The organism is Stenotrophomonas sp. 704A1, assembly GCF_030549525.1.
Classification (GTDB): domain Bacteria; phylum Pseudomonadota; class Gammaproteobacteria; order Xanthomonadales; family Xanthomonadaceae; genus Stenotrophomonas; species Stenotrophomonas tuberculopleuritidis.
Genome location: NZ_CP130831.1, coordinates 4,482,197 through 4,501,492, shown reverse-complemented (window position 1 = coordinate 4,501,492; position 19,296 = coordinate 4,482,197). Strand labels below are relative to the sequence as shown.

Sequence of the window (19,296 nt, the reverse complement as noted above, 5' to 3'; positions counted from 1 at the left end):
CAGGTGCCGACCCGGATCGGCACCACTGCATCCATGCCAAGCGCGGAGGAGAGGGCAACGGCGTGCGATCAGCCCTCGACGCTGGCCGCATCCAGCTGCGCGACGTCCTGCCCGCTCAGGCCGACATTGGCGGCCGCCAGCAGGTCGTGCAGCTGTTCCACGCTGGTGGCGCTGACGATCGGGGCGGTGATCGACGGCCGTGCGATCTGCCAGGCCAGCGCGATCTGTGCGGGGCTGGCAGTGTGCCTGCTGGCCACATCGTCCAACGCCTGCAGGATGCGCAGGCCGCGCGGGTTCAGATAACGCTTCACCACGGTGGCGCCGCGCGCGCTGCTCTTGCCGGCATCGTCGGCGCTGCGGTACTTGCCGCTGAGGAAGCCACTGGCCAGCGCGTAGTAGTTGATCACGCCGATCTGTTCGCGCTGCACCAGCGGTTCCAGCGCCGTCTCATAGCCGGCCCGGTCGTACAGGTTGTACTCCGGCTGCAGGGTTTCATAACGCGGCAGCCTGTAATCCGTGGAGACCTTCAGTGCATCGGCCAGGCGCGTGGCGCTGTAGTTGGAGGCGCCGATCGCGCGCACCTTGCCGGCTTCGATCAAGCGGCCGAAGGCGGCCAGCGTGGCCTCCAGCGGCGTCGATTCATCATCCTCGTGGGCCTGGTACAGATCGATCACGTCGGTCTGCAGGCGGCGCAGCGAATCTTCCACCGCGGCATTGATGTTGTCCGGAGTCAGCCCGGGGCGTTCGGCCCACTTGCCGACCTTGGTGGCCAGCACGACCTTGTCGCGCTTGCCGCTGCGGGCGAACCACCTGCCGAGCAGGGTTTCCGACTCGCCGCCCTGGTTGCCCGGCACCCAGGCTGAATACACGTCGGCGGTATCCACCAGGTTGAAGCCTGCATCCACGAAGGCATCGAGCAGGGCGAAACTGGCCTTTTCGTCTGCGCTCCAGCCGAACACGTTGCCACCGAAGGCGAGCGGACGTACATGCAGGCCGGAACGGCCCAGTTCACGGATTGCCGTCATGGGCACGGACTCCTTGGGGGGAAGTTCTCCAGCATAGAGCGCGGGGTGTTACCGCGCTGCGGCGCCCCCCACAAAACAGTGTTCCGTCGCGTGCGCGCGGCTAACGTTTTGTGAACACCTTGGGCGCGGTGGCTGCTAGTCTCGCCGCATCTTCCGCTGGAGTCGCCCTGATGATTGCTGCCTCTTCCCTGCGTGGTTGCCGCCTGCTGCTCGCATCGGCGCTGCTGGTCGCCGTTCCCGCCATCGCCGCGCCGACCCCGGCGGCAGCGGCGAAGATCCAGGTATCGCCGGCCATCGACACGGCGGTGAAGGCGCCGACCCGCGATCCGGCCAACGTCAAGCGCGATGGCTTCCGGCATCCTGCGCAGACACTGTCGTTCTTCACTGTGGCACCGCAGAAGACCGTCATTGAAATCACTCCCGGCAACGGCTGGTATTCGGAAATCCTGGCGCCGCTGCTGCGTGACCAGGGCCATTACATCGCCGCCGTGGTCGACCCGCAGGCCGTGCCGGAAGGCCGTGGCCGCGACTACCAGCAGCGCAGCCGCGACAGCCTGGAAAAGAAGTACGCCGCGGCACCGGCGCAGTTCGACAAGACCGCCGTGGTGGCCTACGACCCGGCCAAGCCGGTGTTCGGCCCCGCCAACTCGGCCGACGTGGTGCTGACCTTCCGCAACGTGCACAACTGGCGCAAGGCCGGCCAGGCGCAGGGCATGTTCCAGGGCTTCTTCAACGTGCTCAAGCCGGGCGGCGTGCTCGGCGTGGTCGAACACCGCGCCAAGGCTGATGTGGCCGATGACGATGACACCGGCTACGTCGGCCAGCAGCAGGTGATCGCGATGGCCGAGGCCGCCGGCTTCAAGCTGGATGCGCGCAGTGAGGTCAACGCCAACCCGCGCGACAGCAAGGACCACCCGAATGGCGTGTGGACGCTGCCGCCGACCAACCAGCATGACAAGGCCGACGCGGCGAAGTACCAGGCCATCGGTGAAAGCGACCGCATGACCCTGCGCTTCATCAAGCCATAACCCGGCAGCACCGGGCCAGGACCGGCGGGCACGCGGCGTGGCATGGGACAATGCCACGCCCGCCGCCTGCCGCTTCCGCGATGCTGATTGCCTTCAACAAGCCGTTCAACGTGCTCTGCCAGTTCACCGACCGCAGCGTACCGCCGCGACCGACCCTGGCCGGGTTCGGCCTGCCGCCGCGCGTATACGCCGCCGGTCGGCTCGACCATGACAGTGAAGGCCTGTTGCTGTTGACCGACAACGGCACGCTGGCGCACAAGCTGACCGACCCGAAGCACAAGGCCGACAAGACCTACTGGGTGCAGGTGGAAGGGACGCCCAGCGATGAGCAGTTGCAACGGCTGCGCGACGGGGTGGTGCTCAACGACGGGCCGACGCTGCCGGCCAGGATCGAGCGCCTCGATCCGGCGCCGCAGCTGTGGACGCGGGATCCGCCGGTACGCTTCCGCAAGACGGTGCCCGACAGCTGGCTGGCCATCACGATCCGCGAAGGGCGCAACCGCCAGGTGCGGCGGATGACCGCGGCAGTGAACCTGCCGACGCTGCGCCTGGTGCGGGTATCGATGGGCCCGTACCGGCTGGACGACCTGCAGCCGGGGCAGTGGCGGCAGATCGGCTGAGCAGCTCTGCACAAACACGAAGGGCCGGCACGCGCTGCATCGCGCGTGCCGGCCCCGTTACCCCATGATCGAAACTCAGGCGTCGCTGCCGATGTCGCTGTGTTCGTCGACCACGGTGTCGTTGCGGCGATCGCGCGCATGGATGCGCTGTGCCTGGCCGTTGACCACATGGCCATTGGCGGCCTTCTTCTTCTGCTGCTTGCGGTACAGCGCATAGCCCAGCAGGCCCACGCCCACGGCAGCTGCCGCGATGGTCACCGCCGGATTGCGACGGGCGAATTTGGTGGCGACCTTGCCGCCGGTCTTCACCGCACCCAGGGCGGCACCGGTCTTGATCCAGTCGCTGGCCTGCGGGCCGAGGTGACGCAGGCTGCCGCCAGCGCTCTTCAGGCCATCGCCTGCGGTATGGGCCAGGTCGAGGGCGCGCTCCAGGGCGCGGTCGGTGATTACGGTCAGCTTGCTCATGCGGGGGTGTCCTTGCCTCGGGTCGAAGTCCAGTGTCGCCTGTTGCCCGTAAACGGTATGTCAGTCAGACGGGCGCGTGGTGTGACTCTACCGCAGCCATTCAGGAACGGGCGGGGTGTCGGTATGCATTACGTCCCGCGCGGCTTGGCGCGGTGGGTCGCCGTGGCCGTCCACGGGTCGTCCGGCCACGGGTGGCGTGGGTAGCGGCCCTTCATCTCCTTCTTGACCTCGGCGTAGGTGTTCTCCCAGAAATTGCGCAGATCCTGGGTCACCTGCAACGGCCTGCCACCCGGCGACAGCAGGTGCAGGGTCAGCGGCACCCGGCCCTCGGCGATGCGCGGCGTGTCGGCCAGGCCGAACAGTTCCTGCAGCTTCACGGCCAGCACCGGCGGCAGCGGTTCGCCGCTTTCGCTGTCCAGCGCGTAGGTGATTGGCCGCTCCAGCCCGGAGGGCACGGTGATGCGGGTGGGTGCATGGCGTTCAACCTGTTGCCGCTGCGACCACTCCAATGGCGACTTCAGCGCTTCGCCGAAACTGGCCTCGTCCAGCGCATCCAACCGGCTCTTGCCAGCGAACGCGGGCTGCAGCCACTGCGCACGGTTGGCCAGCAAGGCCGCGTCGCTGCAGTCGGGCAGGTCCAGCTCCGGCATCCAGCGCCGCAGCGACTCGACCCGGGCCTGCCACTGGCGCAGTCCGTCGGTCCACGGCAGCGCCTGCAGGCCGAGTTCGGCCACCGCGTCGGTGAGCGCCTGGGCGGCGTGCTGTGGATCGACCCGGCCGGCCGAGCGACTGTCCAGCACGATGCGGTCGAAACGGGTCTCGCGCAGTGCCACCAGCGCGCGACGCTCGCTGTCCCAGCGCACCACGTCTTCAGTGATGAAGCGCTCCGGCCACGCCTTGCGCAGTTGGGCTTCATCCACCGGTGCGGCACGCAGCAGCAGCGCATCGCGCGCCTCGAAGCGCAGTTCGCTGGCCACCAGCCACGGCTCGCCGCGCAGGTCGCTCAGTTCGTGCAGGCGCGCGCTGCGGCCATTGGCGAGCAGGTAGCGCAGCGGATCGCTGGGGTGCTGGAAGGCGATGCGGTCAGGGAAGGCATGTGCGAGCAGGTCGCCCAGTTCGTGCGCGTCGATGCTGGCCGGTGGCGACGCGTCACAGCGCAGGCGGCGTCGCCACTGCTTGGCCGCCGCATCGATCGCGGCCAGCCCGCTGCGGTTGGCGTCGGCCGCTGCGCGGCCGTTGCGGAATGCGGCCAGTGCCCGCCAACGCGCGGCCAGCGCATCACCGCCCTGGCGCAGCGGATCGCGCGCTTCCAGCAGGGCGGCCAGATCGGCGGCCAGCGCCTGCGCGCGCGCATCGGGTGCGCCCAGCAGCATCGCCGCGATCCGCGGATGCGTGCCCAGCGCCAGCACGCGACGGCCCAGCGCGGTGATCGCGCCGGTATCGGACAGCGCGCCCAGCCGCTGCAGCAGTTCGCGTGCGGCGGCCATCGGGCCGGAAGGCGGCGGGTCGAGGAAGCGCAGGTCGCTGCTGCCCCAGGCCGCCAGCTCCAGTGCCAGCCCGGCCAGCTCGACCTGGTCGATCTCGGCGCGGCGCTGCGGCTCCAGCCGCTGCGACTGCGGCCACAGCCGCCAGGCCACGCCGTCGGCGACACGCCCGGCGCGCCCGGCACGCTGGTCGGCCGACGCCTGCGCGATGGCCACCACGTCCAGCCGGGTGAATCCGCTGTTGGGGTCATAGCGGGGCTCACGCGCCTGTCCGCTGTCGATCACCACGCGCACGCCAGGCAGGGTCACCGAAGACTCGGCCACGTTGGTGGCCAGCACCACGCGGCGGCGACCGTCGGCGGCGGCCTGCAGTACGCGCGCCTGCTGTTCCACCGGCAGCTCGCCGTGCAGGGCAAGGACCTCCACACCGGCATCCAGCGCGTCCTGCAGGCCGGCCTGCACCCGCGCGATCTCGCGCTGGCCGGGCAGGAACACCAGCAGGTCGCCGGGGTGCTCGGCCAGCGCCTGCTGCACGGCGCGGCGCACCTGCAGTTCCAGCCCTTCGTCGCGGCGCGCCGGGAAGTGGCTGATCGCCACCGGATAGCTGCGGCCCTCGCTGCTCAGCCGTGGCGCGTCCAGGAAGCGGGCCAGGCGTTCACCGTCCAGCGTGGCCGACATCACCAGCAGGCGCAGGTCCTCGCGCAGCTGCGCCTGCACATCCAGTGCCAGCGCCAGGCCGAGGTCACCGCTGAGATGGCGCTCGTGGAATTCATCGAACAGGATCGCACCGACCTCTTCCAGCATCGGGTCGTCCTGCAGCATGCGGGTGAGGATGCCTTCGGTGACGACCTCGATCCGGGTGCGGGCCGAGACCCTGTTCTCGAAGCGGATGCGGTAGCCGACCGTGCCGCCCACCTCGTCGCCCAGCTGCCGCGCCATGAACAGCGCCGCGCTGCGTGCCGCCACCCGGCGCGGCTCCAGCAGGATGATCCTGCGACCCTGCAGCCACGGCGCGTCGAGCAGCGCCAGCGGCACCTGGGTGGTCTTGCCGGCACCGGGCGGCGCCTCCAGCACCAGCCGCGGGTGTGCGGCCAGGTGCTGCTGGATCTGCGGCAACAGCGGGGAAATGGGGAATTGCGCGGTACTCATGCGCAAAGGATAAGGGGCCGCGGCGGCGGCGGGTACAATGCGCGGGATTTCCCGCCCCCTGCTGCCCCATGCATCTGATCGATATCGGCGCCAACCTGACCCACGACTCCTTCGACCGTGACCGCGATGCGGTGCTGGACCGCGCGCGCCAGGCCGGCGTGGTGCAGATGGTCATCACCGGCGCCAGCCGCGAGCATTCCCCGCTGGCGGTGCAACTGGCGCAGCAGCACCCGGGTTTCCTGTACGCCACCGCCGGCGTGCACCCGCATCACGCGGTGGAGTACACCGAGGAGTGCGATGCCGAGATGCGCGCGCTGCATGCCCACCCGGAAGTGGTGGCGGTGGGCGAATGCGGGCTGGATTACTTCCGTGATTTCTCGCCGCGCCCCGCCCAGCACCGTGCGTTCGAGCGCCAGCTGCAGCTGGCCTCGGAGAATGGCAAGCCGCTGTTCCTGCACCAGCGTGACGCGCATGCGGACTTCATGGCGCAGATGAAGAACTTCGAAGGCCGTCTCGGCCCGGCGGTGGTGCATTGCTTCACCGGCGAACGCGACGAGCTGTTCGATTACCTGGACCAGGACTGGTACATCGGCATCACCGGCTGGCTGTGCGACGAGCGTCGTGGTGCGCACCTGCGCGAGCTGGTGAAGAACATCCCGGCCAACCGACTGATGATCGAGACCGACGCGCCCTACCTGCTGCCGCGCACGCTGAAGCCGATGCCGAAGGACCGCCGCAACGAACCGATGTTCCTCTCGCACATCGTCGAGGAACTGGCCCGCGACCGTGGCGAGGACGTGGCCGTGACCGCGGCCAATGCCACCGCCGCCACCCGCACCTTCTTCCGCCTGCCCGATCAGCCCTGATTGCCGCGGTCCGGTAGCGGCGGGCCCTGCCCGGCGAGCGACGCGGCCAGCTCCTCCAGCCCTTCCCGGTACGTCACGAACGTCGGCGTCCACCCCAGCGCCGCGCGCGTACCGCGGCTGTCGATGCGTTTGTTGCTGGCGTAGAAGCGCCGCAGCGTTGCGCTCACCGCCGGGTCATCCCAGGCCACCGCCGGTGGCAACGTGAATCCACCGAGCTGTGCGGCATAGGCCAGCACATCCTGCGGTGGCGCCGGTTCGTCATCGGCAGGCAGGTACAGTCCATCCCGCGTGGGCCGCTGCATTGCCGCGATGACCACCGCCGCCAGATCCTCCACGTGCAGCCGGTTGAACACCAGCCCGGGCCGTACGACATGGCGCGCGCGCCCTTCAGCCAGCTGCTGCAGCGCATTGCGGCCAGGCCCATACAGCCCCGGAAGACGGAACGCCGCCGAGGCGATACCACGCGCGTCGGCCAGGGCCCGCCACTGCGCTTCGGCCAACCGGCGCTGCACGCCAGCGGCTTCGCTGGCATCGGATTCGCTGTTCTCGTCCACCCAGCCACCGCCACGATCGGCATAGACCGAAGTCGAGGATAGATACCCCACCCAGCGCAGCGCCGTACTGGCCTGCAGCGCAGGCAGCAGCTGGCGCAGTGCAGGATCGCCCTGCGCATCCGGCGGCACGCTGCACAGCACCGCCTGCGCCTGTGCGATGGCCTCCAGCAGCGCCGCTGACGGCGCAGCATCGGCATGCAGGCGGTGCCGATGCAGTCGATCGTCGGACACTGTCGACGACGGATCGCGCACCGTGCCCGACACCTGCACGCCACGCGCCTGCAGCTTGGCGGCGAGCACGCGCCCACTCCAGCCCAGGCCGAGGATCAGCACCGGCGACGGCAGTGGCGCTGGCGATGCCATCACGCGCTGCGCTGCGCCTGGTAGGCCTGCAGGCTGCTGTAGGCCACCTGCAGCAGCAGTGCCTCCTGGCCGGCGGCACGTGCGCGCGCCAGCATGTCGCCGACGATATGCGCCGCTTCCACCTGCTGGCCGGCTTCCAGATCGCGCAGCATCGAGGCCTTCAGCGCAGATCCGCTCAAGGTGAGGGTGCCGCGCGCGGTGTCCTGCGCGGCCTGCGGTACCGGTTCGCCGGCGGCCTCGGCCACGGCCAGGCACTCGTCGTACAGGCCGCGCACGATGGCTTCGCCGTCATCGGTGGCGACGATCGTGCCGATGTCCGCGCGCAGCAGGCAGGTGGCCGCGGCCAGCGCGGCCAGGAAGGTGTACTTGATCCATTGCTCCTGGCCGATGCGCGCGCTGGCCAGGTGATCCAGGTTGGCCTGCGCGCAGGCGGCGGCGAAGGCGCGCACGCGGTCGGAGATCGCACCCCCGTCGCGCTCGCCGAAGGTCAGCTTGGCGGGCTTGCCCAGGTGCAGCACCGCACCGTCGGGCGCCTTGGTGGCGCTGATGAAACACAGGCCGCCGAGCACCGCCTCGCGGCCGAAGCGTGCGTCCAGTGCGCCGTAGTGGTGCAGGCCGTTGAGGATGGGCAGCACGCTGGTGCCGGCACCGACGGCGGGCGCGATCGCATCGATCGAGCTGTCCAGGTCGTAGGCCTTGCAACTGAGGATGACCAGGTCGAACGGCTTCTGCGCCGCGAGCGCGGGCAGCGCGTCGGCGGTGACGTGCTGTACCGGGAAGCTGGCATCGCCGACCGGGCTGCGGATGACCAGGCCATCGCGGTCGAGCTGGCTGGCGCGCGTGGCGCGTACCAGGAAGGTCACGTCCACGCCGGCCTGGGCCAGGCGACCACCGAAGTAACCGCCGGTACCGCCGGCGCCGAGGATCAGGATGCGCATTGCACGTTCACCGTTTTCTGGGGGACTGTCTGCCTGCGATTGTGCCGGAGATCGCGGCCGACGGCGGTGCCGGTCGTGCCCGCCCGCGTAGCGCCGAACCCATGCCCGGCTGCATTTCTCATGGGAACCGCGCGCTGAAATCCTCGGTGTAGCTCAGCAGCAGCGTCGTGCGCGCGGCCAGCGTCTGCGCCAATCGGGTCCAGGTGTCTTCGGCTCCCGCGGCGTAGGCCTTGCGCAGGTCTTCCACCAGCGTGCGCGTTTCTGCCGGTGTGGGCGCGCTGCTGCGCTGGAAACCCAGCCACGAGGCGCCCAGGCCGAACAGGTGGTACCCATGGTGCTGCTGCAGGTGCCGGATCAAGGCGTGGTTCTGGAAGATGTCCCAGTCGGCGCTGAAGTAGCCGTTGGGCAGCGCGGCGATCAGCAGGTCGTCGCGATCCACGGGCACCCGCTGCACGCACACCACATCGTCCAGAAGGCTGCCCGGTGCGGCGTTGGCGGCGACCAGGGTTTCAATGTCCTCGTCATTGCACGCCAACGTGCCTGCCAGCGCCGTCCACTCCAGGCGATGGGCGGAATGCTCCAGTTGTGAGACGACATGCACCAGCACGCGCTCGCGGGCGAGCAGGGCATCGACAGGCGTTGCCGGTTCCTCGTCGTCGTACAGCGCGATGCGCGCATCGTCGGACGCGTGCATGCTCGTGTAACGGCACTGGCCGGCATCATCCAACGTGCACAGATAGCGATGCCGCACATCGTCCGCACGCAGGGATGCCAGGCACGCCCGTACCTCATCCAGCGTCGGCGCATCGGTCAGCAGGGCATGGCTGAACGCATCGATGGGGCCGTCGGAGACAGCCTTTTCCAGCGGGATGAGGGTCATCTTCATGTCCACAGCCTACCCGTAATGAGAAGAGCCGAGCATAGGCTCGGCTCTACAGGTGATGCCTCATCCACGCATGGCGTGAATCTACTGGCCACCGGCCAACTGTCGAAGGCGGGGCGGTGTGGGGTTGCAGGACCGCAGGCGCCATGGATGGCGCCTACGAGCCCCCATGGACGGGTTCACGGCGTGTCCTGCAAATCCACACCACCCCGCCATCCCACGGATAGTCAGCTTTTGCCGTTGTTGTTGAAGTTGCTAAGGCTTGCCGCGGGTGCAGGGCCGCAGGCCCTGCAGGCAACCATCAGCTGCGCATGCCCACGCCACGGCGCAGCAGCCACAGCGCCAGCGCGGTCAGTGCCACCACGAAGCCGATCATCAGCGCGTAGGCCACCCACAGCGGCACGTCACTGCTGCCCAGCAGGCCATAGCGGAACGCATTGACCATGTAGAAGATCGGGTTGGCATGGGTGGCGGCCTCGGCCCAGGTCGGCAGCAGCTTCACCGAATAGAACACGCCACCCAGGTAGGTCAGCGGGGTCAGGATGAAGGTCGGCACGATCGCCACGTCATCGAACTTCTTGGCGTAGACCGCATTGATGAAACCGGCCAGCGAGAAGATCGTCGCACCCAGGATCACCGTGCTCAGCGTCACCAGCGGGTGCGGGATGCGCACCGGGGTGAAGAACATGGCGATGATCAGCACGATCACGCCGACCATCAGGCCACGCAGCACCGCACCGGCCACGTAGCCCCACAGGATCACCCAGTTCGGCATCGGGCTGACCAGCAGCTCCTCCACATGGCGGCCGAACTTGGCGCCGAAGAACGAGGAGCTGATGTTGCCGTAGCTGTTCTGGATCACGCTCATCATCACCAGGCCCGGCACGATGAACTCCATGTAGCTGTAGTCGCCCATGTCACCCACCCGCGAGCCGATCAGGCGGCCGAAGATGAGGAAGTACAGGGTCATGGTGATCGCCGGCGGCACCAGGGTCTGGCCCCAGATGCGGATGATGCGCGCGACTTCGCGGCGCACGATGGTCATCAGTGCGATGCGGTTGCGCTGGCCGTCGGTGATCTGCGCAGCGGGTGTGTTCGGGGTACCGCTCATGCGGATGTCTCCAGGTTGCCGGTGAGGCGCACGAACAGCTCCTCCAGGCGGTTGCTCTTGGTACGCATCGAACGCACGCGGATGCCGGACTCGTTGAGCGTGGCGAACACGCGGTTGAGGTCCATCGCGCGCGGCATGTCGATGTCCAGCGTGTGCGGATCAGGCGCGGTCAGGGTCGCGCCCTCGATCACCGGCAGCTGCGCCGGCAGGTCGCCGTCGATGTCCAGCAGGAAGCCTTCCACGTCGAGCTTGGCCAGCAGGGTGCGCATCGGCCCCTGCTCGACGATCCGGCCATGATTGATGATCGCCAGGTGCCGGCACAGGTACTCGGCTTCTTCCAGGTAGTGGGTGGTGAGGATGATCGTGGTGCCGGCGGCATTGATCTCCTTCAGCACGCGCCACATGTCGCGGCGGATCTCGATGTCCACGCCGGCGGTCGGCTCGTCCAGGATCAGCAGGCGCGGGCGGGTCATCATCGCGCGGGCGATCATCAGCCGGCGCTTCATGCCGCCGGACAGGGTGCGGCTCATCACCTGCGCCTTTTCCCACAGGTGCGCACGCTTGAGTTCCTGTTCGGCGCGCTGCTCCGCTTCCTCGCGGGCGACGCCGTAGAAGCCGGCGTAGTTCACCAGGATGTCGAAAGGCTTCTCGAACAGGTTGAAGTTGATCTCCTGCGGCACCAGCCCGATCAGGCGCATGGTGGCGCTGCGGTTGCGCACCAGGTCGCTGCCGAACACTTCCACCTGGCCCTCGCTGAGGTTGACCAGGGAGCTGATGATGCCGATCAGGGTGGACTTGCCGGCACCGTTGGGGCCGAGCAGGGCGAAGAAGTCGCCCGGGGCCACTTCCAGGGAAACCCCCTTCAGGGCCTGGGTGCCGTTGTCGTAGGTCTTGCGCAGGTCGCGCACGCGCAGGGCGGGCGCCGTATCGTTCTGGGATGCCAAGCTCGAAGCCTTCGCGCCCATGGGCTGGCGCTGGAGAGGGGCGGGGAGGGGCTATTATAGAAGACCCCGAGGGCTTGCCCCGGCTACACACTGTCCCGAAAAGTCGTGCCTGTTCAATTCCCCCTCAAGCTGGTCGGCTGCCGCATGCTGGCCCCGACCGTCGGCCACTACCAGTTCGTGCGTGACGATGGACAGCCGCTGGATTTCCAGCCCGGCCAGTTCATCCAGGTCCATTTCAGCTACGCCGACGGCACCGAAACCAAGCGCAGCTACTCGCTGGCGACCATCCACGACCACGCGCTCGGCCCGGGCGAGGCGGTGGATATCGCGGTCAGTTTCGTGCCCGGTGGCGCCGCCACGGCGCTGTTCGAGGCGCTGGAGCAGGGCGGCCAGATCAGTGCGTCCGGCCCCTATGGCCGGTTCTGCCTGAACCCCGGTGATCACAATGCCCGTTACCTGCTGATCGCCACCGGTACCGGCGTTACCCCGTACCGCTCGATGCTGCCGCTGCTGGAAAAGGCCATGGCCGAACGCGGTGTGCAGATCGTGCTGTTGCAGGGCGCGCGCAGCCCCGGTGAGCTGCTGTACAGCGAAGATTTCTACAGCTTCGCCGAAAAGCACCCGAACTTCCGCTATGTACCGTGCCTGTCGCGCGAACTGCCGGCCGAACCGCACCCGGACGTGCAGCACGGCTACGTGCAGCAGGCGCTGGCCGGCTTCACGCCGGACCCGGCCACCGACATCGCCTACCTGTGCGGCAACCCGGACATGGTCGATGCCTGCGCCGAGCTGTTGAAGGCCGCCGGCCTGGGCAACCCGCAGATCCGCCGCGAGAAGTACGTCAGCAGCAAATAGGGCCGGCTGGTGCCGGCCGTTGGCCGGCAACCCCATGAACCCTGGCAGTGCCGGCCGCTGGCCGGCAACCCCACGAACCGGAGGCGGCATCACGCCGCCCCCGGTGCCCTGCCTCAGTACTCGATCCAGGCATCACGCCAGGCAGAGCCGGTACCCGGGCGGTAGGCTTCGGCATTGACGTTGCACCATGCGCCCTCCGGGAACGGGCGGCAGGCGTAGAGCTTGCCGTCGGTGCCCTTGACCACGGTCTGGCCGGGAATGTAGCTGCCGATGCCGGCGGGGTAGACGAAGTCATAGTCGCCCGGCGGTGGCTCGACCGGGTCCGGTGCGCGGGTGTCCAGCTGGAACCGGTGGCCTGGGGTCAGGTACACGCGGTTCGCGGTCGCCGAGGCCACGGGTGTGATCACACCATTGTGCATCACCCCCACGCGGGCGTGCTGGGCGCTGGCGTTGACCGTGCGGGCCAGCGCCAATGGCCACTGTGCCGCGCCCGTCTGGCCGGCGGTCAGGGTGACTTCGGGACGTTCCAGATCATTACCCTGGGCGTTGAACACGCGCAGGGTCACAGTGGTGCCTTCCTCCAGGGCCCCACGGGCGGTGACCGGACCGGCATCCTGCCACTGCGGCGGCGGCTCGACGCCACCACCGCCTTCGAAGCGTACGTCCATGCAGGTGTAGAACGCTTCCTTCGAATCGGAGCGCTGCCAGGTGTTGTAGATCACGTGCTGGCCGCTGCGCTTGGGCAGGGGGCAGTCCAGCTTGTAGACATCGCCGGAAAGCGGCACGTTGCCCAGCGTGCAGAATTCCTGCAGGTCGGCCCAACGCAGCGGGCTGCCCGGCTGCCAGCCTTCACGGGTGACGTAGAACGTCCAATCGCGGGTGGCGTGCGGCGCTGGCGCCTTGAACTCGAACGTGTAGCGGCCGCGTGCGTCGGCACGGATCGGCGAGCTCTGCCAGTCACTGCGGTTCAGGTCCAGGCCGCGGTACTTGCTGTTGCCGCCGCTGCACAACTCGCCATCCGGCACGACGGCCTGGTGGTTGCCATTGGCCTCGGCCTGGTTGATCCCGGCCCAGTCATAGAACGGCTGCGCGCCACCGATGGCCTTGGCGGCGGCGCAGGCCGGATTGGTCGGGTTTTCAGGATTTCCCTGGTAACAGGAATAGACGCGGCTGGAAGGCTTGGACATGGTGCCGTGGGCGGACGCGCTGCCGGACGTGGCAATGCCCGCGATCACAGACAGCGCAAGGGCGGCTTGAAGGTTCAGTTGCATGGAGATCTCCGTGGGTGGTGGAACCCTGCGAAGTCTCGGCATGCCCGTTGCCCGCATCCATCGGAATACATTCAAAAACGCGCTGCGGGGTGTCGAGTGGGAACGACCTCACACGCGAAGGCCGGCGCGTCTCACGCTTTGCAGGGAACGGCGCTCTGCCGCCGTTCCCTGCACCGGGTCTCAGTAGGCGATCCACGCATCGCGCCACGCGCTGCCCACGCCCGGTCGATAGGCCTCGGCATTGACGTTGCACCAGGCGCCTTCCGGGAACGGGCGGCAGGCATACAGGTTGCCGTCGCTGCCCTTCACCACGGTCTGGCCGGGAATGTAGCTGCCGATGCCGGCAGGATACGCGTGATCGAAATCGCCGCCCGGCGAGGGCGTACCCGGGTCAGGCACCTTGGTATCCAGCTGGAAGCGGTTGCCGTCCTTCAGGTACACGCGGTTGGCCGTGGCCGAGGCGGTCGGCGTGATCACGCCGTTGCCGAGTATGCCCACGCGCGCGTGCTGCGCGCTGGCGTTGACCTTGCGTGCCAGTGCCAGTGGCCACTGCGCGGGCGTGGTCTGGCCGGCGGCCAGGACTGCTTCCACCCGCTCCACGTCGTTGCCGTTGGCATTGAACACGCGCAGCGCCAGCGTGGTGCCCACCGGCAGTTCGGTACGCGCGGTAACCGGCCCGGCGTCCTGCCACTGTGGCACCGGCGTGCTGCCGCCACTGCCCTCGAAGCGAACGTCCATGCAGGTGTAGAACGCCTCGGTCGAATCCGAGCGCTGCCAGGTGTTGTAGATCACGTGCTGGCCGCTGCGCTGCGGCAGCGTGCACTGCAGCTTGTAGGTGCCATCGGCCGACAGTGGCGTGTTGCCCAGCGTGCAGAACTCCTGCAGGTCGGCCCAGCGCAGCGGGCTGCCCGGCTGCCAGCCGGCGCGGGTGACGAAGAAGCGCCAGTCGCGGGTGGCATGTGGTGCGGTAGCCTTGAACACGAAGGTGAACCTGCCATTGGCATCGGGCTGGATCGGCGTGGTCTGCCAGTCGCTGCGGTCCAGGTCCAGGCCACGGAAGGTGGGATTGTTGCCGCTGCACAGCTTGCCATCCGGCACCACTGCCTGGTGGTTGCCGTTGGCGTTGGCCTGGTTGATGCCGTTCCAGTCGTAGAAGGCCTGCGAACCGGCGACCGCTTTGGCCGCAGCGCACGCAGGGTTGGTCGGATTCTCGGGGTTGCCCTGGAAACAGGCATAGACGCGGCTGACCGGGGTGATCATCGTGCCGTGCGCGGCCGCGTTGCCGGCAACGCCCAGACCGGCACCGGCCAGTGCGGTGGCCAACAGGACGGGGGTGGATCGGAATGACATGGCGCATCCTTGTGGTCGTCGAAGGGAGTGGTGACCGCAGGCCCGCGCAGCGCGCCGGCAACGGCACCGCAGCGAGTATCGAGGCGCACCCGCATCGACGGAACCGCCGCTGTGCCGATCCGTGACCACGGCTGTGAAGCCGTTCCCGCAGGCTTCACGCCGGCCTGAACGGGTGCGCGGCAGGTCACGGATGCAGCGCGGCAACGATCACGTTCGCGGCCTCGGCAGGTGCGGGCGCCACCCGCTCCGCCTGGCACGAAAAGCAGCCGTGGCCGGCGTAGTGCAGCTGGACGAAGGCCACGGCCGGATCGGCGAACAGGCGGTCCAGCTGCGCGCCGGCATCGGTGCCGGCGCAGAGTTGGCCGCTGAGCATGAACGCTGCACGGTCGTAGGCCCGTACCGAGATCATGCGGCGCTGCACGTAGGGCGGCACCACCCGCGGCGGCAGCACGCAGCGGGTCACCTGCCGCTGCACGAAGACCGGCCCCGAGGCGCGGTACGGAGAGTCACGGTCAAGGTGCGTGTAGGTCAGCAGCAGCAGTTCGGCGCCGCGCGGCGCATCGGTCAGGCTGATCCGGCACGGATAGCTGGCAGCGCCGTCGGCGCGGCGACGAACGATCCCGCGGCGGGCCAGCGTGCGGTCGTCCTCATCGAACAGGGACTGGAACGGTTGGTGGTCGATGCCACTGAGGTACCACGACGTCATCGGTGTCTCCCGGCGTTCGGCGCATTCTGGCCAGCGCCGCCGCCCCGTGCTCGCCGTATTCCGACGTTGCATCCGACGTTGCATCCGGCGTGGGCCGTCCGCCGCAGCGCACGCCGGCCGCGATTGCCCGTCGCCGTCGGCGCCGGGCCCGTGTAACGTGGGCCCATCTGTTTGGTCACATCCGCCGCGACCGTCCGTCGTGGTCGGCAGGAACATCCTCCAGGGGAAACACGCACGATGCAAAGACATCATTTGGGGCGGGCCGGGTTGCTGGTCAGCATGCTGATTGCCGGCTGCAGCGCGCCTCAGGCCGGCACCGGCGACGACTCGCCCAGCCGCCGCTACGGCCAGATCGATTTCCGTCCCTGCACGCTGACCACCGTCGGCGCCAGCGCCAACGTGGAGGCCCAGTGCGCCACGCTGCAGGTGCCCGAAGACCGCGCCCGGCCGCAGGGCCGCAGGATCGACCTGCGCATCGCCTGGCTGGAATCGGGCAACAGCGGCTCCAGCCAGCCGGACCCGGTGTTCTTCCTGGCCGGCGGCCCCGGCCAGGCGGCCAGCGAGGTGGCGGTGATCGTCGATACCGCCCTGCGCCAGGTGCGCAAGCAGCGCGACATCTTCCTGATCGACCAGCGTGGCACCGGTGGCTCCAATCCGCTCACCTGCCTCGATGCCGACGGCAAGGCGCTGCCGATGGACGAGGATGCCGTGCCCAGCGAAGCGCTGCTGCGCGACTATGCCCAGCGCTGCGCGACCTCGCTGGCGGGGCGCGCCGACCCGCGCTTCTATACCACTGCCGAGGCCATCGCCGATCTGGATGCGGTGCGGCAGGCACTCGGGGTCAGCACCCTGAACCTGGTCGGCGGCTCCTATGGCACCCGCGTCGCCCAGCGCTACGCGCTGGCCTATCCCCGGCACACCCGCAGCATCGTGATCGATGGCGTGGTGCCCAATGACGTCGTGGTCGGTGGCGACTTCGCCAGCACCTTCGAGAACGCGATCACGCTGCAGGCTGCACAGTGCCGCAAGGATCCGGCGTGCAGCAAGCGCTTCCCGGTGGACACCCGCGCGCAGCTGCGCAGCGTGGTGGACACCCTGCGGCGCGCACCGGTCACGGTCGACTACCGCGATCCCGGCACCCATGCGCCGCGCCAGGACGTGCTGACCCCGGACAGCGTGGTCGGCCTGGCCTTCGCGTTCTCCTACGTGCCGCAGTATTCCTCGCTGCTGCCGCTGGTGCTGGACGAGGCCGCGCAGGGGCGCTATGCGCCTCTGGCCTCGCTGGCACGCGGCGCCACCCGCAGCATGGACTTCCAGATCAACCGCGGCATGCAGTGGTCGGTCATCTGCAGCGAGGACGCGCCGCGTTACCAGGCCCCGGCCGAGGCCGCCGACAGCCTGATCGGGCCGGACGTTGCGCGCGCGTTCTTCGCGGCCTGCCCGGTGTGGCCGCATCAGCCAGCACCGGCAGCGGCTGCCACGCCCTTCACCGGCGCGTTGCCGGTGCTGTTGCTGTCCGGCGAGCTGGATCCGGTCACCCCGCCGCGCTATGCCGAACAGGTGGCCAAGGGCCTGCCCAATGGCCGCGCACTGGTGGCCCGTGGCCAGGGCCACGGCACGCTGACCGCGGGCTGCATGCCGCGCCTGCTCGGCCAGTTCATCGACACCACCGATGCCAAGGCGCTGGATGCCAGCTGCCTGGACACGCTGACCTATGTGCCGGCGTTCACCTCGTTCAACGGATGGGCCCCATGATCATCGCCGACAACCTGCACAAGGCGTTCGACACCCGCAGCGGCCGCATCCAGGCGGTGGCCGATGTCGGCTTCCGTGCCGAGGACGGACGCATCACCGGACTGCTTGGCCCCAATGGCGCCGGCAAGACCACCACCATGCGCATGCTGTACACGCTGATGACGCCCGACCAGGGCAGCATCACCGTCGACGGCATCGATGCCGCCCGCGATCCGGTCGAAGTGCGCCGCCATCTCGGCGTGTTGCCGGATGCGCGAGGCGTCTACAAGCGGCTGACCGCGCGCGAGAACATCGCCTATTTCGGTGAACTGCACGGCCTGTCGGCGCAGCGCATCCGCGAGCGCATCGAGGTGCTGTCCCAGGCGCTGGACATGGCCGACATCCTCGACCGCCAGACCGATGGCTTCTCGCAGGGCCAGCGCACCAAGACCGCGATCGCCCGCGCACTGGTGCACGATCCGCGCAACGTGATCCTCGACGAACCTACCAACGGCCTGGATGTGATGACCACCCGCGCGCTGCGCCGGTTCCTGCTGGGCCTGCGCGAGCAGGGGCGCTGCGTGATCCTGTCCAGCCACATCATGCAGGAGGTCGGTGCGCTGTGCGACCACATCGTCATCATCGCCAAGGGAACGGTGATGGCCTCCGGCAGTGCCGATGAACTGCGCGCGCAGGCCGGTGAGCCCAATCTGGAAGATGCGTTCGTGAAACTGATCGGCAGCGAAGAGGGCCTGCACGCATGAGCATGATGTCGACCCTGATGACCGTGATGCGCAAGGAACTGCGCGACCTCTCGCGTGACCGCCGCACCCTGGCGCTGACCCTGCTGTTCGGCCCGCTGCTGTATCCGCTGCTGATCCTGGGCATGGGCAAGCTGTCGGAGAGCCGCGTGCGCACCCAGATCGAGCAGCCGCTGCAGATTCCCACCATCGGTGCCGAGAATGCCCCCAACCTGGTGCGCTTCCTGGCGGCCCAGGGCCTGAACGCCGCCCCTGCGCCGAAGGACCTTGCCGAGGCCATCCGTTCGCAGGAGATCGACGTGGCCCTGCGCATCAGTCCCGGATTCGGCAAGGACTGGGCCGACGGCAAGCCGGCGCTGGTGGAGGTGATCCGTGACAGCACGCGGCGTGCCGCCGAAGTGCCCAGCGCCCGCCTGCAGGCCGCACTGGCGACCTACAACGGCCAGGTCGGTGCGCTGCGGTTGATGGCGCGCGGCGTCGACGCGCAGGTCGCCCGGCCGCTGGACGTCGCCAACCAGGACATGGCCAGCGCCGAGGCCAAGCGCGGCATGATGCTGTCGATGCTGCTGCCGGTGCTGCTGACGCTGACCTCGTTCATCGGTGGCGCCTATCTGGTGATGGACTCCACCGCCGGCGAGCGCGAGCGGCAATCGCTGGAGCCGTTGCTGGCCACCCCCGGTTCGCGCAGCGCCATCGTCAGCGGCAAGATCGCTGCCGCCTGCGTGGTCGGTTTCGCGTCGCTGCTGCTGACCCTGGTCGCGTTCAAGGCCAGCGCGCAGATCGCCCCGGGCAATGTCGGTCGCCAGCTCAACATGAACGTCGGCTCGATGCTGCAGATGCTGCTGGTGATGCTGCCGATGCTGCTGATCGGCACTTCGCTGCTGACCTATCTGTCGGCGGCGGCCAAGAGCATGAAGGAAGCCCAGAGCCACATGACCTGGCTGGTGCTGCTGCCGATGCTGCCCGGCTACGCGTTGATGGCCTATCCGGTGAAGAGCGAGCTGTGGCAGTACGCGGTGCCGTTCCTGTCGCAGAACCAGATGCTGCTGAAAGTGATCCGCCACGAGGCGATCACGCCGACGATCTGGGCGATCTACCTCGGCGCCAGCCTCGGCCTGGCCGCCGTGCTGTGGTTCGCGGCCGTGCGCCGCTACCACAACGAGCGCCTGGCGATCTCGGGCTGACCGCC

At 68.7% G+C, this 19,296-nt stretch carries 18 protein-coding genes; 7 read left to right on the top strand and 11 right to left on the bottom strand.

The features are described 5' to 3' along the window. Nucleotides 1-68: 68 nt before the first annotated feature. Complete coding sequence (locus Q5Z10_RS20565; RefSeq protein WP_303637190.1) at nt 69-1,025, bottom strand: aldo/keto reductase; 957 nt, start codon at nt 1,023-1,025, stop codon at nt 69-71. Nucleotides 1,026-1,195: 170 nt separating this feature from the next. On the opposite strand from Q5Z10_RS20565, the gene Q5Z10_RS20560 reads away from it, so the two are divergent. Together Q5Z10_RS20560 and Q5Z10_RS20555 are read left to right on the top strand one after the other, a co-directional pair. Then, nucleotides 1,196-2,053 carry a class I SAM-dependent methyltransferase gene (locus Q5Z10_RS20560; RefSeq protein ID WP_303637189.1) on the top strand — a complete coding sequence of 286 codons (858 nt, stop codon included), beginning with the start codon at nt 1,196-1,198 and terminating at the stop codon, nt 2,051-2,053. An 80-nt stretch (nt 2,054-2,133) separates the two neighbouring features. Continuing rightward, nucleotides 2,134-2,673 (top strand): pseudouridine synthase, encoded by a 540-nt coding sequence (locus Q5Z10_RS20555; RefSeq protein WP_303637188.1) that lies wholly within the window; start codon nt 2,134-2,136, stop codon nt 2,671-2,673. Nucleotides 2,674-2,748: 75 nt separating this feature from the next. Here the strand turns inward: Q5Z10_RS20555 and Q5Z10_RS20550 are convergent, their stop codons facing one another. Together Q5Z10_RS20550 and hrpB are read right to left on the bottom strand one after the other, a co-directional pair. Next, nucleotides 2,749-3,138, bottom strand: a complete 390-nt coding sequence (locus Q5Z10_RS20550; protein WP_303637187.1) for a hypothetical protein — start codon at nt 3,136-3,138, stop codon at nt 2,749-2,751. Between the two features lie 128 nt (nt 3,139-3,266). Beyond that, on the bottom strand, nt 3,267-5,771 hold the full coding sequence (gene hrpB, locus Q5Z10_RS20545; protein WP_303637186.1) for an ATP-dependent helicase HrpB: 2,505 nt from the start codon (nt 5,769-5,771) through the stop codon (nt 3,267-3,269). 68 nt (nt 5,772-5,839) lie between these two features. On the opposite strand from hrpB, the gene Q5Z10_RS20540 reads away from it, so the two are divergent. Continuing rightward, complete coding sequence (locus Q5Z10_RS20540; RefSeq protein ID WP_303637185.1) at nt 5,840-6,637, top strand: TatD family hydrolase; 798 nt, start codon at nt 5,840-5,842, stop codon at nt 6,635-6,637. On the opposite strand, the gene Q5Z10_RS20535 is transcribed toward Q5Z10_RS20540, so the two are convergent. From Q5Z10_RS20535 to Q5Z10_RS20515, 5 genes are all read right to left on the bottom strand, one after another. Beyond that, nucleotides 6,628-7,554 (bottom strand): NAD-dependent epimerase/dehydratase family protein, encoded by a 927-nt coding sequence (locus tag Q5Z10_RS20535; protein ID WP_303637184.1) that lies wholly within the window; start codon nt 7,552-7,554, stop codon nt 6,628-6,630. The genes Q5Z10_RS20540 and Q5Z10_RS20535 overlap by 10 nt on opposite strands. Then, on the bottom strand, nt 7,554-8,492 hold the full coding sequence (gene panE, locus Q5Z10_RS20530) for a 2-dehydropantoate 2-reductase (RefSeq protein WP_303637183.1): 939 nt from the start codon (nt 8,490-8,492) through the stop codon (nt 7,554-7,556). Before panE ends, Q5Z10_RS20535 begins: the two co-directional genes overlap by 1 nt. A 118-nt stretch (nt 8,493-8,610) precedes the next feature. Beyond that, nucleotides 8,611-9,378, bottom strand: a complete 768-nt coding sequence (locus Q5Z10_RS20525) for a hypothetical protein (protein ID WP_303637182.1) — start codon at nt 9,376-9,378, stop codon at nt 8,611-8,613. A gap of 298 nt (nt 9,379-9,676) precedes the next feature. Further along, nucleotides 9,677-10,486, bottom strand: a complete 810-nt coding sequence (locus tag Q5Z10_RS20520) for an ABC transporter permease (protein ID WP_303637181.1) — start codon at nt 10,484-10,486, stop codon at nt 9,677-9,679. Next, nucleotides 10,483-11,451: an ABC transporter ATP-binding protein gene (locus Q5Z10_RS20515; protein WP_303637180.1), complete on the bottom strand. Its 969-nt coding sequence runs from the start codon at nt 11,449-11,451 to the stop codon at nt 10,483-10,485. Before Q5Z10_RS20515 ends, Q5Z10_RS20520 begins: the two co-directional genes overlap by 4 nt. A gap of 84 nt (nt 11,452-11,535) precedes the next feature. Here Q5Z10_RS20515 and Q5Z10_RS20510 point away from each other — a divergent pair, with 84 nt between their 5' ends. Continuing rightward, entirely contained in the window at nt 11,536-12,285 is a 750-nt protein-coding gene (locus Q5Z10_RS20510; protein WP_029379813.1) for a ferredoxin--NADP reductase, read from the top strand. A 113-nt stretch (nt 12,286-12,398) separates the two neighbouring features. Here the strand turns inward: Q5Z10_RS20510 and Q5Z10_RS20505 are convergent, their stop codons facing one another. The 3 genes from Q5Z10_RS20505 to Q5Z10_RS20495 all read right to left on the bottom strand — a co-directional run bounded on the left by Q5Z10_RS20505 (nt 12,399) and on the right by Q5Z10_RS20495 (nt 15,612). Then, complete coding sequence (locus Q5Z10_RS20505; RefSeq protein WP_303637179.1) at nt 12,399-13,556, bottom strand: lytic polysaccharide monooxygenase auxiliary activity family 9 protein; 1,158 nt, start codon at nt 13,554-13,556, stop codon at nt 12,399-12,401. A gap of 180 nt (nt 13,557-13,736) precedes the next feature. Continuing rightward, nucleotides 13,737-14,906 (bottom strand): lytic polysaccharide monooxygenase, encoded by a 1,170-nt coding sequence (locus Q5Z10_RS20500; RefSeq protein WP_303637178.1) that lies wholly within the window; start codon nt 14,904-14,906, stop codon nt 13,737-13,739. A gap of 184 nt (nt 14,907-15,090) precedes the next feature. Continuing rightward, a complete protein-coding gene (locus Q5Z10_RS20495; protein WP_303637177.1) occupies nt 15,091-15,612 on the bottom strand; it encodes a DUF1203 domain-containing protein in 522 nt (173 codons plus the stop codon). A gap of 237 nt (nt 15,613-15,849) precedes the next feature. On the opposite strand from Q5Z10_RS20495, the gene Q5Z10_RS20490 reads away from it, so the two are divergent. From Q5Z10_RS20490 to Q5Z10_RS20480, 3 genes are read left to right on the top strand one after another with little or no spacing between them, the layout of a single operon-like run. Next, nucleotides 15,850-17,367 (top strand): alpha/beta hydrolase, encoded by a 1,518-nt coding sequence (locus Q5Z10_RS20490; protein WP_303637176.1) that lies wholly within the window; start codon nt 15,850-15,852, stop codon nt 17,365-17,367. After that, entirely contained in the window at nt 17,364-18,110 is a 747-nt protein-coding gene (locus tag Q5Z10_RS20485; RefSeq protein ID WP_303637175.1) for an ABC transporter ATP-binding protein, read from the top strand. Before Q5Z10_RS20490 ends, Q5Z10_RS20485 begins: the two co-directional genes overlap by 4 nt. Next, nucleotides 18,107-19,291: an ABC transporter permease gene (locus Q5Z10_RS20480; protein WP_303637174.1), complete on the top strand. Its 1,185-nt coding sequence runs from the start codon at nt 18,107-18,109 to the stop codon at nt 19,289-19,291. The genes Q5Z10_RS20485 and Q5Z10_RS20480 overlap by 4 nt, the downstream gene beginning before the upstream one ends. The last annotated feature ends 5 nt before the right edge of the window (nt 19,292-19,296 follow it).

What these genes read in the sequence shown, in the direction of transcription:
- Q5Z10_RS20515 (WP_303637180.1), bottom strand. Translation starts at nt 11,451, where the DNA reads ATGGGCGCGAAGGCTTCGAGCTTGGCATCCCAGAACGATACGGCGCCC.
- Q5Z10_RS20525 (WP_303637182.1), bottom strand. Translation starts at nt 9,378, where the DNA reads ATGAAGATGACCCTCATCCCGCTGGAAAAGGCTGTCTCCGACGGCCCC.
- Q5Z10_RS20520 (WP_303637181.1), bottom strand. Translation starts at nt 10,486, where the DNA reads ATGAGCGGTACCCCGAACACACCCGCTGCGCAGATCACCGACGGCCAG.
- Q5Z10_RS20500 (WP_303637178.1), bottom strand. Translation starts at nt 14,906, where the DNA reads ATGTCATTCCGATCCACCCCCGTCCTGTTGGCCACCGCACTGGCCGGT.
- Q5Z10_RS20495 (WP_303637177.1), bottom strand. Translation starts at nt 15,612, where the DNA reads ATGACGTCGTGGTACCTCAGTGGCATCGACCACCAACCGTTCCAGTCC.
- Q5Z10_RS20490 (WP_303637176.1), top strand. Translation starts at nt 15,850, where the DNA reads ATGCAAAGACATCATTTGGGGCGGGCCGGGTTGCTGGTCAGCATGCTG.
- Q5Z10_RS20480 (WP_303637174.1), top strand. Translation starts at nt 18,107, where the DNA reads ATGAGCATGATGTCGACCCTGATGACCGTGATGCGCAAGGAACTGCGC.
- hrpB (WP_303637186.1), bottom strand. Translation starts at nt 5,771, where the DNA reads ATGAGTACCGCGCAATTCCCCATTTCCCCGCTGTTGCCGCAGATCCAG.
- Q5Z10_RS20505 (WP_303637179.1), bottom strand. Translation starts at nt 13,556, where the DNA reads ATGCAACTGAACCTTCAAGCCGCCCTTGCGCTGTCTGTGATCGCGGGC.
- Q5Z10_RS20560 (WP_303637189.1), top strand. Translation starts at nt 1,196, where the DNA reads ATGATTGCTGCCTCTTCCCTGCGTGGTTGCCGCCTGCTGCTCGCATCG.
- Q5Z10_RS20535 (WP_303637184.1), bottom strand. Translation starts at nt 7,554, where the DNA reads ATGGCATCGCCAGCGCCACTGCCGTCGCCGGTGCTGATCCTCGGCCTG.
- Q5Z10_RS20565 (WP_303637190.1), bottom strand. Translation starts at nt 1,025, where the DNA reads ATGACGGCAATCCGTGAACTGGGCCGTTCCGGCCTGCATGTACGTCCG.
- Q5Z10_RS20550 (WP_303637187.1), bottom strand. Translation starts at nt 3,138, where the DNA reads ATGAGCAAGCTGACCGTAATCACCGACCGCGCCCTGGAGCGCGCCCTC.
- Q5Z10_RS20555 (WP_303637188.1), top strand. Translation starts at nt 2,134, where the DNA reads ATGCTGATTGCCTTCAACAAGCCGTTCAACGTGCTCTGCCAGTTCACC.
- Q5Z10_RS20540 (WP_303637185.1), top strand. Translation starts at nt 5,840, where the DNA reads ATGCATCTGATCGATATCGGCGCCAACCTGACCCACGACTCCTTCGAC.
- Q5Z10_RS20485 (WP_303637175.1), top strand. Translation starts at nt 17,364, where the DNA reads ATGATCATCGCCGACAACCTGCACAAGGCGTTCGACACCCGCAGCGGC.
- panE (WP_303637183.1), bottom strand. Translation starts at nt 8,492, where the DNA reads ATGCGCATCCTGATCCTCGGCGCCGGCGGTACCGGCGGTTACTTCGGT.